Genomic DNA, 13345 nt, shown 5'->3' on the forward strand with positions numbered 1-13345 from the left:
TGACGGCGGGGGCGTTGGCTGTCGCGCCGGCGCTCCTGACGATCGCTCCGCCCCGGACGCATACGATCTTTGTCGAGAAAATGAAGTTCGGGCCCGCGCCGACGGGCGTGCGCGTCGGCGACACCGTGACCTGGGTCAACCGCGACATCTTTCGGCACTCGGCCACGGCGCGGAACCACGCTTTTGACGTAGACCTGCCGCCGGGCGGGACCGGAACGACCGTGATGCAGACCTTGGGGACCTTCGACTACTTTTGTCGTTTCCATGCGGCCATGACAGCGCAGATCCTGGTGACGACATAGTCGCAGATCGGTTCCAGCCATGGCTTGACGACATGCAAAGAACGTCGATAGCTAATCCTTCTTCGAGGGGGCTATGTTGATGATTTTTGCAGTGTTTATGGCGGCATTTGTTCAGGCGACGTCGGGAGAGGCCGCGCCCGCCGATTGCGCCGTTCCGACGCCTCCGGCAGTAATCCGTCCGATCAAGCCGACCCGGCCCACGGCGCCGTCCTGCGTGGACGAGGCGCGGGGCCGCCACAACTGCCGCTCAGCCATCATCAACGCCTACAATGCTGAAATGGACGCTGCTGGGCGTGCATTCACTGACTACGTCGACAAACTGAACAATTACACAGCTGACCTGAACGACTACGCCACTGCAGCGACGCGCTACGCCGCATGTGAGCGTCGTCGGGCCGGACCGGAAGGCCTGATCGCTTTCTGATCCGGCCTGATCGATCTGCTGTCAGTTCTGCTTCCAGTCCTTGAAGCTGACGGTCAGGGGCGGGGTGAGGTCGGGACGGGTCAGTTCGACCATGAGCGGGCCGATTTCCGAAGGATGCGGCAAGACTTCCGGGTCTTCGCCGGGGAAGGCCTGGGCGCGCATCTGGGTCCGCATCCGGCCCGGATCGACGACGGCGACGCGGATGGGCGTGCTTTCGACCTCATCGGCCCAGCACTTGACCAGGTTCTCGGCCCCGGCCTTGGTGGCCGCATACATTCCCCAGAAGGCGCGTGGGTTGGCGGCGACGCTGGTGGTCAGATAGACGGCGCGTCCCGCGTCCGAAGCGCGCAGCAGCGGCTCCAGCGAGCGGATCAGGCGATAGACGCCGGTGAAGTTGATCTTCTCGACCTTGGCGAACTCGCGCGGCTCGGCGTGGGCGACCGGCGTCAGGCCCGACGGGCCCATGGTGGCGGCGGCCTGGACCCAGATGTCCAGCTTGCCGAAGCGTTCGAACAGGGCGCCGCCCAGGCGGTCGATGGCGCCGCCGTCCACCAGGTCGAACGGGACCAGGGTGGCGTGCTGGCCGGTAGCGGCGAAGATAGCGTCGTCCAGCTCCTCCAGGCCGCCCTGGGTGCGGGCGGTCGCCACGACGTGGGCGCCGGCCTTGGCCAGGGCCAGGGCGGTCTCATAGCCGATCCCGCGCGAGGCGCCGACGACCAGGGCGATGCGGTTGGCGAGGGGAAGGGAAGCGTGTTCGAGCATGGCCCGCTGATAGCGCGACCCGTCGTCGGGCGAAAGGCTCAGTTCAATAGCCCGGCGCCGGCTGCCACAGGCTGAAGCTGACGCCCTGGTCGTCGGCGACGACGACGGACAGGCCGGACGGGCTCTGGGCCGGCATGGCCGCGTGTCCGCCCAGCGCCCTTACGCGGGCGCAGACGTCGTGAATGTCGTCCACCCGGAAGTAGAGATGGGGAAAGGCCCGATGCTCGCCCTTGGTGATGCCGAAGGCGGGATCAGAGCCGCTGATGTGGGCGTAGGTCGGGTGCGAGGCGGTTTCGTCGAAGGTCCAGCCGAACAGACCCGCATAGAAGGCGCGGGCCTTTTCGATGTCGGGCGTATCGAGCGTGAAGTAGCCGAGTTGAACCATACCGCCTTAAGCGGTCACCAGCAGGGAAAGTTGCCCGCCCTTCGCATCACGGCCGCCCTCGGCGATTTCGCGGTCCAGCAGCCGGGTCGGATAGTCGCCCGTGAAATAGTGGTCCGTGAACTGCGGCTGGGCCGGATCGCGCGGCCCGGCGCCCATGGCGTCATAGAGGCCGTCGATGGACAGGAAGCCCAGGGAGTCGACCTCCAGGATGGCGCGCATCTCGTCCATCGTATGGGTCGCGGCCATCAGTTGCGTCCGCTCGGGCATGTCGATGCCGTAGAAGTCGGGGAAGAGGATCTGCGGGCTGGCCGAGCGCAGGTGAACCTCCTTGGCGCCCGCCGCGCGGACGGCGCGGACCAGCTTCAGCGAGGTGGTGCCGCGCACGATCGAGTCGTCGATCAGCACGACGCGCTTGCCTTCCAGGGCCGAGCGGTTGGGGCTGTGCTTCATGCGCACGCCCTTCTGCCGGGCGCCCTGGCTGGGCTGGATGAAGGTGCGGCCCAGGTAGTGGCTGCGGATGATGCCCACTTCATAGGGGATGCCGCTTTCCTGAGCATAGCCGAGCGCGGCGGGAACGCCGGAATCCGGCACCGGCACCACGATGTCGGCCTCGACCTCGAACTCACGCGCCAGACGACGGCCCATTTCCTTGCGGACGTTATAGACCGAGCGGCCGTTCACCACGCTGTCGGGGCGGGCGAAATAGACATACTCGAACAGGCAGGGACGGGCGGCGCGGGCTGGGAAGGGCTTGATCGAGGTCAGGCCGTCCTCGTCGATCACGACCACTTCGCCGTGTTCGATGTCGCGGATGAAGGTGGCGCCGATGGTGTCGAGCGCACAGGTCTCGGACGCCAGAACCCAGGCCTCGCCGACCTTGCCCAGGACCAGGGGGCGGATGCCCAGTGGGTCGCGGGCGCCGATCATCTTGTAGCGGGTCTGGGCCACCAGGGCGTAGCCGCCCTCGATCCGGCCCAGGGCGTCGATGAAGCGCTCGACGATCTTGGCCTTACGGCTGCGGGCGATCAGGTGAAGGATGGCCTCGGAGTCCGAGGTGGACTGGAAGATCGCGCCTTCCGAGACCAGTTGCGTATGCAGGTATTTGAAATTCGTCAGATTGCCGTTGTGGGCGATGGCGATGCCGCCCTGGTCCAGATCGGCGAACATCGGCTGGATGTTGCGCAGGAAGCTGCCGCCGGCGGTGGAGTAGCGGGTGTGGCCGACCGCGGCGCCGCCGGGCAGGCGGGTGGTCAATTCGGCGTTGCCGAAGGCCTCGCCGACGAGGCCCTGATGGCGCTCGGTGTAAAAGCGTTCGTCGCTGACGCTGGCGATGCCGCAGGCTTCCTGGCCGCGGTGCTGCAGGGCGTGCAGGCCCAGAGCCACGATAGAGGAGGCTTCGTTCTCGGGCGCGCCCCAGACGCCGCAGACGCCGCATTCCAGCCGCAGCTGGTCATCCTCCGGCTCGCGCCAGTGTTCGCGGTGAACGATGGGATCGGCGATATGGTGGCGCATCGTCAGGCTCCGATGACCGGGACAGGATAACTCAGGCGGCGGCGCCGCGCACGTAGTCCGCCATTGCGTCGAGGGCAAGGCTCATTGATCGGAAAACCCTTCGCGGACGGAAGAACCGACCACGGGCGTCAGGGCGTCGGCGCCCTTTCCAAGCGTCGGCAGGACGACCTGAATGGCCTTGGCCGAGCCTTCGCTGAGCGGCGACAGGGCCGCGCCGGTCAGCCAGCGCGGGGGATTGTCGGACATGACCCCCATGATGGTCAGGTGCACGGCGCCGATCAGAGCCAGGGCCCGCACGGCGCCCAGCGCCAGGCCGAAGACCTGATCGAAGGCGCCCAGGGCGTTGCCGCGCGCGCCCTTGGAAATGGCTGAGCCGAGGAAGCGCAGGCCGAAATAGAGAATCAAAAACGTCAGCCCCACGGCCAGCACCGACCCGGCCCAGTCAGGATCGACCAGCGACCGCCCGAACGGCGCGGTCCAGGGCAGGGTGATCAGGGCCAGCAGTCCAGCCAGGAAGAAGCTGAAGAAGGCCGTCAGCTCGCGCACGCCGCCCCGGAACCAGCCGGCGGCGCCAGAGGCCAGAAGCACAAGGATGACGAAGACGTCGTAGCCGGTCACGCGCGCTGCAATCGCTGGAGAAGAAGACGCCGCCTCAATAGCGGTTTTGCGAGATTCGCTCGACCACCTCGGTTAGCAGGCCGGCGGCGGTGACGGCGACGTCGCCCTTCTTGACCTTGTCCTTGGCCTGGGATGGGGCGAGGGCGCGGTCGAAGCCGAGCTTCTTCGCTTCTCTCAGCCGGGCTTCAGCGCGATTGACGGCGCGAACCTCGCCCGACAGGCCGATTTCGCCGAAGACGACGCAACCTTGCGGCAGGGGCTTGTCCAGCGCGGATGAAATCAGGGCGGCGGCGGCGGCCAGGTCGGCGGCGGGCTCGTTGATCCGCAGACCTCCGGCCACGTTCAGATAGACGTCCTTGTCCCCGAACCCCAGGCCGCAGCGCGCCTCCAGCACGGCCAGCAGCATGGCCAGGCGGCCGTTGTCCCAGCCCACGACCGCCCGTCTGGGCGTGCCGTATGCGGATGGGGCGACCAGGGCCTGAATCTCCACCAGCACCGGGCGACTGCCCTCGATGCCCGCAAAGACGGCGGCGCCCGGCGCCCGGTCCTTGCCTTCGCCCAGGAACAGAGCGGAGGGATTGGTGACTTCGCGCAGGCCGACGTCGCTCATCTCGAAGACGCCGATCTCGTCGGTGGCGCCGAAGCGGTTCTTGCCCGCACGCAGGATGCGGAAGGGATAGCCGCGCTCGCCCTCGAAGCTGAGGACGGCGTCGACCATGTGCTCGACCACGCGCGGCCCGGCGATCTGGCCGTCCTTGGTGACGTGGCCGACCAGGACGATGGCCGGGCCGCCGTCCTTGGCCAGTCGCACCAGTTCGGCGGCGCAGGCCCGGACCTGGGTGACGGAGCCGGGGCCGGCCTCGTGGGCGTCGGACCACAGGGTCTGGATGGAATCGATGATGACGATGTCGAACCTGTCGCGCTTCAGCGTCGTCAGGATTTCGCGCAGGGCCGTCGCGGACGCCAATGACACGGCGGCGTCGGCCACCCCCATGCGCTTGGCGCGGGCGCGGATCTGCTCGATGGCCTCTTCGCCCGAGATATAGGCCACGCGGGCGCCGTTGCGGGCCGCCTTGGCCGTGACCTCCAGCAGCAGGGTCGACTTGCCCACGCCGGGGTCGCCGCCCAGCAGGATGGCCGAGCCCGGCACCACGCCGCCGCCGCAGACCCGGTCGAACTCGGTCACGCCGGTGACAATGCGCGGCGGCTCGGGCGTGTCGGACTGCAGGGTCTCGAACTGCAGGCCGCGTCCGCGCGCGGTCGAGGCGGGCTTCATCGCGCCGGGCGGGGCCGACTTGGACTCCTCGGCCAGACAGTTCCACTCGCCGCAGGCCGAGCATTGGCCCGCCCATTTCGAATGAACCGCCCCGCAGGACTGACAGACATAGAGAAGGGTGTCGCGCGCCATGACCCTGACCTAGCAGGAATCGCGGCGCGGGCGAGGGAGGATGCGCAGGCGTGCGACCGGTTTTGACGCAAGACGACGCGCGCGGGTTGCATTGAGCCTCATATGCCCGTCATCCTGCCAGGCTATAGCGTCGTTACGACTCAACCCCCGCCGAGGCCTCTATGAACGCTCCGAACCCGCCCGCCATTGATCCGGGCCTTGTCGCCCGCGTGCAGAACCTGCTGATGCGGCCCAAGCTGGAGTGGCCGGTCATCGACGCCGAATACGCCACGACGCGCAGCCTGTTTGCTCGCTACGCCATGATCCTGGCGGCGATCGGCCCGGTCGCCAGCCTGATTGGCGGCCAGCTGTTCCCGATCCACATCTTCGGTTCGGTGATGCGCACCCCGATGATCGGCGGCCTGCTGGGCGCCATCGTCACCTGGGGTCTGTCGCTGCTGTCGGTCTTCGTGCTGGGCCTGATCATCGACGCCCTGGCGCCGACCTTCAACGGCGCCAAGGACAAGGTGCAGTCGATGAAGGTGGCCGTCTATTCGATGACGGCGGCCTGGGTCGCGTCGATCTTCAACCTCTTCCCGGCCCTGGCCTGGTTGGGCGGGCTGCTGGGCCTCTACGGCTTCTATCTGCTCTATCTCGGCCTGCCGGTCGTGATGAAGGCGCCGCAGGACAAGGCCCTGGGTTATACGGCCGTCGTCGTCGTCTCGGCGATCGTGCTGTGGATGGTGGTCGGCGCCATCGCCGCGGGCGTAGTCGCCAGCTTCGTGGTCGGTACGGTCGGCCTGGGCGCCCTGGCCCTCAGCTGACCCCTCAACCGACGTAAAGGCGCGGCACGCGCGGCGTGATCGAGGTCAGCATCTCGTAGCTGATGGTTCCCGCCGCCGTCGCCGCGTCGTCCACCAGACGATTGGCGCCGAAGATCTCGACCGTGTCGCCGGCCGCCACGTCCAGGCCGGTGACGTCCACCGCCAGCACGTCCATCGACACGCGACCGATGATGGGGCGAAGCTCGCCCTCCACCCAGACCTGACCGCGCGGGCTGTTGGCGCGCATCACGCCGTCGGCATAGCCGGTCCCGCAGGTCGCCACGCGGATCGGCGCCTCGGCGCGATAGCCTTGAGAATAGCCGACGGTCTCGCCCGCCGGCACGTCGCGCACCTGCATGATCTGGGCGTTCAGGGTGGCCACCGGCGCAATGCGGTCGTCCGGCTTGCCCTCGGGACCGCCACCGAACAGGCAGATGCCGGGACGCGCCACGTCAAAGGCGAAGCCCGGTCCCAGGAAGCAACCGCCCGAGTTGGCGAAGGACCGCGTCACGCCTGGATAGCGCGTGACCGCCGCCGCATAGGCGTCGCGCTGGATGCGGTTCAGCGGATGGGCGGGTTCGTCGGCGCAGGCCAGGTGGGTCATCACCAGCTCCAGCCCTGCGAACGGCTCGGGCGCGTCCTCGACGCGGAAGCCCAGCCGGTTCATGCCGGTGTCCAGTTGCAGGCCGCAGGCGCCGCCGCCCGCCGCCGTCCAGGCCGCGATCTGAGCCGGCTGGTTCAGCACGGGGCGCAGGTTCGTCGCCTTGATCATGGCCGCTGACGATCCGTGGCAGCCGTCCAGTACATAGATGACCGGCTCAGGCCCGATGGCGTCACGCAACAGCACGCCTTCGGTCGCCCGCGCCACGAAGAAGGTCCGCGCGCCCTCGGCCATCAGCCGCCTAGCCACCGCACCAGCCCCCAGGCCGTAGCCGTCGGCCTTGACGACCGGATTGACCGGCACGCCGATCAGGCCCTGCAGGGTGTGGAAATTGCGCGCAAGGGCGCCGAGATCGACGGTGAGGGAGGCGGGGAGGGACATGAAGCCCTTATGCCGCAAGATTTGTGCGGCGCCACGACCTTTGGGGCGAATTACTCGGGAATATCCGCATAGGCGCCGCCGTAGCGACCGTCGTGGGCCAGGTTGCCAAATCGAACGGTGTCGGCGTCGAAGGCCAGCTTGACGATGCCGATGGGGCCGTGACGCTGCTTGCCGATGACGACCTCGGCCTGACCCTGCAGCCGGTCCATGTCCTGCTGCCATTGCAGGTGTTCTTCGGACCCTTCCCGCGGCTCGGCACGGCCCAGGTAGTAGCTCTCGCGGTAGACGAACATGACGCAGTCGGCGTCCTGCTCGATCGAGCCGGATTCCCGCAGGTCGGAGAGCTGGGGCCGTTTGTCCTCGCGTTGCTCGACCTGACGCGACAGCTGCGACAGGGCGATGATCGGCACGCCCAGTTCCTTGGCCAGGGCCTTCAGGCCGCCGGTGATCTCGGACACTTCCTGGACGCGGTTCTTTTGACCGCCGCCTTCGCCTACGGTCACCAACTGCAGGTAGTCGACGATGATCAGGTCCAGGCCATGCTCCATCCGCTTCAGGCGTCGCGCACGCGCCGCCAGCTTGGAGATGGAGATGCCGCCGGTGGCGTCGATATAAAGCGGGCTTTCGCCGATCTCCACCGCCGCGTCCCGCAGCTTGCCGAAGTCAGAGGCGTCGATCTCGCCCTTGCGCAGCTTGTCCGAGGATACGCCCGATGCGTCGGCCAGAATACGCATGGCCAGCTGTTCGGCGCTCATTTCCAGCGAGTAGAAGGCAACCACCCCGCCGTTGACCGTCTTGCGGCCCTCCGGCGTCGGCTCCCACTGATAGGCGCGGGCCACGTTGAAGGCCATGTTGGTGGCGAGCGCGGTCTTACCCATCGACGGGCGGCCCGCGAGGATCAGCAGGTCAGACGGGTGCAGGCCGCCCAGCTTGCGGTCCAGGTCGATCAGGCCAGTGGCCAGGCCGGCCAGCTTGCCTTCGCGCTGATAGGCTTCGCCTGCCATTTCGACGGCGCCGGCCAGGGCGGTCGAGAAGTTGACGAAGCCCGACGAGGGCTTGCCCGTCTCGGCCAGGGAATAGAGGGTCTGCTCGGCCTGTTCGATCTGTTCGTCGGCGGGCGTCTCGGGGTTGGGCGCCTCCTTGATCATCTCGCCGCCGATGCGGATCAGGTCGCGACGCAGGGCCAGGTCGTAGATGACGCGGGCATAGTCGGGCGCATTGGCCGCCGGCGGCGCCCGATCCACCAGATCGGCCAGGTAGCGCAGGCCGCCGAACTCGTGAAAGGCCGGGTCCTGCTTGAAGCGCTCCATCAGGATCGTCGGCTCGGCCAGCAGGCCCTGACGGATGTGGTCCTCGATCGCCTCGAACAGCCGCTGGTGGAAAGGCTCGTACATATGCGTGCCGCGCAGACGGTCGCTCAGTCGCTCGAACACGGCGTTGTCGAACATCAGCGAGCCCAGCAGCGCCTGCTCCGCCTCAAGGTTATGGGGCATGGACGAGACGGAGACCTGGTCGGTGTTTCCGTAGGGCATGGGAGCGAAGGCGTTCATGAGAGTTGCATAGACCTAAGCGAGGCCTGCGTCAGATGCGGGCGCCGCCTTGGTCGTGGACCATCAATGAGCGTCTGTGGACGGTCCCGAAAACCCCTGTCAGATCAGTGAGGCGGAGCGCGATCAGTCAGGGCAGGGATGCTCCGCCGCCATCCACTCGCGAACGGCCTGGGTCACGCTGATGCTGCGTCGGGCCGGCGGGATGGCGTTGAAACGGGCCAGAAGGGCGTCTGCGGACAGGCTGACCTTCTCGGGCATGCAGGTGGCGGGGCGGCGGCCGGCTGTCCGCGCGGCGTCCTGTTCGCCGCGAACGGCAGAGAAGGCCTGCTGGACTTCATTCATCAGGCGTCGCGTGTCCGACCGCAGCAGGGCGGTCGGATTGCGCGGGATACGGCTGGCCGAGGTCAGGAACTCCTGAACCGTCATGGCGCTGGCGCCGCTTGCCCAGAGGCTGGCGACAGCAGCGAGGATGAGCGTGACCTTCTTCATGCGGACCCCCTCCGATTGGAACGGCCCAGCTTGTTGCTCTTGCGATGAATGCTCGATGAACGCTGTCAGGTCTCCAGCGGGACGGTCGGCAAGGTGTTGGGATGGACCCGCTCGATGTCGCCGCCCGCCGCCTTGGCGGAGCGCGCCATGCGGAAGGCGTTCACCGGCTGGGTCTCGCCGATCCACAGGGCGTTTATCAGGTGGTCGGCGTAGGGATCGTCGGTGTTCGGGTGGATCAGGATCTTCAACCCCAGGTGATTGAGCATCAGCCAGGGGATGACGGTCGGGACCTGCTCGTTGGCGAAGCCGAAGTAGAAGGAGGGCGTGGTGTGGGGGCCGCGCGGCCCCTCGTTCCACTCACCCAGTTCGACCTTGAAGCGATGGATGACCCAGTCGCGCAGTTGCGCCGCGCGATAGGCCGTGTCCTCGTTGAAATAGATGTGCGCGTGATAGCTGCTGATCTCGGTGTAGGCGCGCGGCGCAGGCGGCAGGTCAATACCGCGTGGCAACGGCTCGGGCGGACCCTTCGGATTGGCGCCCCAGGGGCTGAGGGTGCTCTCGTCGCCCACTTGAACCGCGGCTTCGGCCGGACGGGACGCAGCGACCGCGGCGGTCGCCGCCGCAGCCGCTGCGCCGCCCCCGACCAGCAGAGCCCGGCGCGAAGCGGAGGGGAGAGCTCCCTCGCGCCCGGTCTCTGCTGTCGTCACCACTTCACGCTCAGGCGGGCGTAGCCGTAGCGCCCGTTGAAACCGAACGGAGAGTAGTAGGGGAAGCCCAGAACGCCGTTGCTGTTCAGCGTTTCGGGGACGAAGTCCGGATATTCGTCGAAGACGTTGTCCACGCCTACGGCCAGGCCGACGCGGTCTGTGACCTGGAAGCGACCTTCCAGATCAAGCGTCGTCTTGGCGCCGGTCGAATAGTCACTGGCCGCCGTCGAGCCGGGCTGCAGGACGTCGGCGTAATAGGTGGCCCGTGCTGTCGCGCCCCACCGGCCCAGGCTCCAGTCAACCGAACCGGACACCTTCGTGTCCGGCGTGCCTTCCTCGATGGTCAGGATGCGGCTGCGGGCGAACAGGGTCGGAACCGGGTTCAGCACCGACGAGGAGGTCGGCAGCTTGGTCACGCTGACGTCGTTGACGTTGGCGGCGACAGTGAAGTCCCAGTTCCCGGCGCTTTCGGTGCGCAGGCGATAGCGGCCGACGATGTCGACGCCCTCGGTCTCGGTCGTCACGCCATTGAGGAAGAAGCGCGCGGCCTGAACGCCCAGCGGGTCCAGCAGACCGGCGACCTGCCCCGAGAAACTGCGGTTGATCAGTTCCGACAGAACGATCTGGTCCTCGATGGTGATCTTGTAGGCGTCCACCGTCAGGTCGAAGTCGCCCAGGCGAACGACCGCGCCCAGCGAATAGTTGGTCGAGGTCTCTGGCTTCAGCGCTTTGGCGCCTAGGGCCGTGGCGACGGCGCTCGTCGCGGGGAAGGTGCCCGTCTCGACCACGGCGCCGTTCTGGATCACCGACGAGGTTGAGGTGAAGAAGCTCTGTTGCAGCGACGGTGCGCGGAAGCCGGTCGAGATCGAGCCGCGCAGGGCGAAGTTGGGGCTGAAATCGTAGCGGGCGGCCAGCTTGCCCGTCTGGGCGTCGCCGAAGTCGGAATAGTCCTCGACCCGCAGGGCGCCCTCGACCGTGAACTTCTCGGTCAGGGGGATTTCCACGTCGGCGTAGAGGGCGACGGCGTCGCGGTCGTCGTCCACCTCGTTCGACGGCTGGAAGCCGACGAAGCCTTGCGCGCCGCCGGCCAAGGCGGTGTTGGAGCCCAGCGGGCCGCGATTCCAGGACTCCGGCTGACCGGCGTCGATCTTGTAGCCTTCCCGGCGGGCTTCCAGCCCCCAGGCGAAGTTCAGCGGGCCGGTGAGGCCGACCTCGAATTGGCGGGTGAAGTCGGCGCCGAAGACCAGTTGGTCATAGGTCAGGCCGCCGGAGTCGAAGCTGGTCGGGGAAGCCGATCCATAGGTCGAGTTCAGGGAGTCCTCGGTACGGAAGTCCAGGGCGTTGCGGCCGTACACCAGGCTGATGTCAGCGCTCCAGCCTGCGATCTCGCCCTTCACGCCGCCGGCCAGCGACAGGTCCTGCGAGTTGACGGCGATCTTGGGCAGGAAGCCGTTGGGATAGATGCTGACGACGTTGTTGGCGTTGTTGGGCAGGCGCGGGAAGGCGGCGCTTTCGCTGTCGCGGTCCTGATAGCCGGCCCAGCCATAGGCTGCCCAATCCGCATTGAGCGACTTGCCGGCATTGGCGAAGACGGTCCATTGCTCGACCTTGGGGTCGCCCGCCCGAGCGGTGATCGCCGTCGGGGTGACGCGCGGGTCGTAGTCCGAGCGGTTGGTCGGCTCGCGGTTCAGATACTCGGCCGACAGGGTCAGGAAGCCGTCGGAGCCGAGGCCGAAACCCTGCCAGGCCGATGCGGTGACGGTGCGGCCGTCAGTCTCGTCGCGCTCGCCGCGCGCGGTTTCGACCGTGGTGAAATACTGGCCATAAGTGACGCTGGCGCCGCCGCCCTCGCGGGCTTCCTTGAGGCGCAGGTTGATCACCCCGGCGATGGCATCCGAGCCGTATTGCGCCGAGGCGCCGTCGCGCAGGACTTCGACCCGATCCAGGGCGCCGGTCGGGATGGCGTTCAGGTCGACGGCGGCCGAGCCGCGCCCGATAGAGCCGTTGACGTTGACCAGGGCCGAGGCGTGACGGCGCGTCCCGTTCAGCAGCACCAGGGTTTGGTCCGGCGACAGGCCGCGCAGGGTGGCGGGGCGAATGGAGTCCGTGCCGTCTACGACCGAGGGGCGGGCGAAGACCAGGGAGGGTACGCTCTGGGCCAGGGCGGCGGCGAACTCGGTCGTGCCACGCGTGGACAGGGTCTCGGCGGTAACAACGTCGACAGGGGCCAGGGTGTCGAGGCGCGAACGGTTGGGCACGCGGGTGCCGGTGACGACGATGTCGTCGACGGAGGTGGCGTCGTCGGGCGTTTCCTGCGCGGAAGCTGCACCCGCGATCAGCAGGGCGGCGCCGGAGGCGGCGAGAAACAGGCTGGAACGGTAGGCGAAGGTCATCTCGAGACGTCAGCTTTTCTGATTTGGACGCGAGGGCGCATACGGCGCCGCAGGGCGTCGTGGGGCTGCATCGATTGTCTGGGTGGTCAGGGCCGGCGGCGGACCGGCCCGAAAGGGGTCAACGGCGGGCTGGACATCGCGCCGGTCGAAGGACCGGACGATGAATGTCGGCGTAGAAGCGCATTCGCATCGTCATCTCCCGCTCATCAAGGGGAGGATGAGCTGTGACGATATTGCGGTGCGAAAGCGGCGCGGCATATCGAGAATCTGTGACGTGACGCTTAGAAAAGCTAAACGGATCGGCCAAGAAAAAGGGGCGCGCCCCGAAGGACGCGCCCCTAGATCGATACCGTCAGTCGACAGATCAGGCTTCGTCGCCGAAGCCTTCTTGTTGACCGGCGCCGCCTTCGATCAGTTCTTGGGCGGCCTGTTCGGCGGCGTTACGCTCGTCGTCGAACTGGGCGCGGATGACATCCTCGCCCTTGGCTTGACGTTCGGCTTCTTCGGCCGAGCGCGCGATGTTGATCTTGACCGTGGCGCGGACTTCCGGGTGCAGGCGAACCGGCACTTCGTGGACGCCCAGGGCCTTGATCGCGACGTTCAGCACGACTTGCGAACGCTCGACCTTGCCGCCTTCGGACTGAATGACTTCAGCCACGTCGCGACCGGCGACCGAACCGTACAGGTGCCCGGTTTCACCGGCCTGACGGATCATGACGTAGGTCTGGCCGTCGATCTTGTCGGCGACCTTCTGTGCGTCGGCCTTGTTCTTCTCGTTGCGCTGCTCGATGGCGGCGCGGTCGAGTTCGAACGCTTTCAGGTTGGCCGAGGTCGCGCGACGAGCCTTGTCGCGCGGCAGCAGGTAGTTACGAGCGAAGCCGTCCTTGACGGTGACGACGTCGCCGATGGCGCCGAGGTTCTCGACGCGTTCCAGCAGAACGACCTTCATC

General features: G+C 67.3%; 14 protein-coding genes. 3 read left to right on the plus strand and 11 right to left on the minus strand.

Going from position 1 to position 13345, the window contains the following annotated elements; all coding sequences use genetic code 11:
* Window positions 1-80: 80 nt before the first annotated feature.
* Entirely contained in the window at window positions 81-302 is a 222-nt protein-coding gene (locus tag IFE19_RS06720; RefSeq protein ID WP_207826673.1) for a cupredoxin domain-containing protein, read from the plus strand.
* Between the two features lie 79 nt (window positions 303-381).
* Window positions 382-726: a hypothetical protein gene (locus IFE19_RS06725; protein ID WP_207826675.1), complete on the plus strand. Its 345-nt coding sequence runs from the start codon at window positions 382-384 to the stop codon at window positions 724-726.
* Between the two features lie 21 nt (window positions 727-747).
* Here IFE19_RS06725 and IFE19_RS06730 read toward each other — a convergent pair whose 3' ends face one another.
* From IFE19_RS06730 to radA, 5 genes are all read right to left on the minus strand, one after another.
* Window positions 748-1488, minus strand: coding sequence for an SDR family NAD(P)-dependent oxidoreductase (locus IFE19_RS06730; protein ID WP_207826677.1), 741 nt, complete (start codon window positions 1486-1488; stop codon window positions 748-750).
* A 43-nt stretch (window positions 1489-1531) separates the two neighbouring features.
* On the minus strand, window positions 1532-1873 hold the full coding sequence (locus IFE19_RS06735) for a VOC family protein (protein WP_207826679.1): 342 nt from the start codon (window positions 1871-1873) through the stop codon (window positions 1532-1534).
* A gap of 6 nt (window positions 1874-1879) precedes the next feature.
* On the minus strand, window positions 1880-3385 hold the full coding sequence (gene purF, locus IFE19_RS06740; RefSeq protein WP_207826681.1) for an amidophosphoribosyltransferase: 1506 nt from the start codon (window positions 3383-3385) through the stop codon (window positions 1880-1882).
* 81 nt (window positions 3386-3466) lie between these two features.
* Complete coding sequence (locus IFE19_RS06745) at window positions 3467-4003, minus strand: CvpA family protein (protein ID WP_207826683.1); 537 nt, start codon at window positions 4001-4003, stop codon at window positions 3467-3469.
* A gap of 34 nt (window positions 4004-4037) precedes the next feature.
* Complete coding sequence (gene radA, locus IFE19_RS06750; RefSeq protein ID WP_207826684.1) at window positions 4038-5411, minus strand: DNA repair protein RadA; 1374 nt, start codon at window positions 5409-5411, stop codon at window positions 4038-4040.
* Between the two features lie 161 nt (window positions 5412-5572).
* Here radA and IFE19_RS06755 point away from each other — a divergent pair, with 161 nt between their 5' ends.
* Complete coding sequence (locus IFE19_RS06755; protein ID WP_207826686.1) at window positions 5573-6214, plus strand: YIP1 family protein; 642 nt, start codon at window positions 5573-5575, stop codon at window positions 6212-6214.
* Between the two features lie 4 nt (window positions 6215-6218).
* Here the strand turns inward: IFE19_RS06755 and alr are convergent, their stop codons facing one another.
* The 6 genes from alr to rplI form a co-directional block, all read right to left on the minus strand.
* A complete protein-coding gene (gene alr / locus IFE19_RS06760) occupies window positions 6219-7256 on the minus strand; it encodes an alanine racemase (RefSeq protein WP_207826688.1) in 1038 nt (345 codons plus the stop codon).
* 50 nt (window positions 7257-7306) lie between these two features.
* Complete coding sequence (locus IFE19_RS06765; protein WP_207826690.1) at window positions 7307-8806, minus strand: replicative DNA helicase; 1500 nt, start codon at window positions 8804-8806, stop codon at window positions 7307-7309.
* Window positions 8807-8929: 123 nt separating this feature from the next.
* Window positions 8930-9295, minus strand: a complete 366-nt coding sequence (locus tag IFE19_RS06770) for a hypothetical protein (protein ID WP_207826691.1) — start codon at window positions 9293-9295, stop codon at window positions 8930-8932.
* Between the two features lie 65 nt (window positions 9296-9360).
* The gene (locus IFE19_RS06775; RefSeq protein ID WP_207826693.1) at window positions 9361-10005 is read right to left on the minus strand and encodes a DOPA 4,5-dioxygenase family protein; all 645 of its coding nucleotides are present in this window, start codon (window positions 10003-10005) and stop codon (window positions 9361-9363) included.
* Complete coding sequence (locus IFE19_RS06780; protein ID WP_207826696.1) at window positions 9999-12395, minus strand: TonB-dependent receptor plug domain-containing protein; 2397 nt, start codon at window positions 12393-12395, stop codon at window positions 9999-10001. The genes IFE19_RS06775 and IFE19_RS06780 overlap by 7 nt, the downstream gene beginning before the upstream one ends.
* Before the next feature lie 364 nt (window positions 12396-12759).
* Window positions 12760-13344, minus strand: a complete 585-nt coding sequence (gene rplI / locus IFE19_RS06785) for a 50S ribosomal protein L9 (protein ID WP_207826699.1) — start codon at window positions 13342-13344, stop codon at window positions 12760-12762.
* Between the last annotated feature and the right edge of the window lies 1 nt (window position 13345).

The organism is Brevundimonas pondensis, from assembly GCF_017487345.1.
Lineage (GTDB): Bacteria > Pseudomonadota > Alphaproteobacteria > Caulobacterales > Caulobacteraceae > Brevundimonas > Brevundimonas pondensis.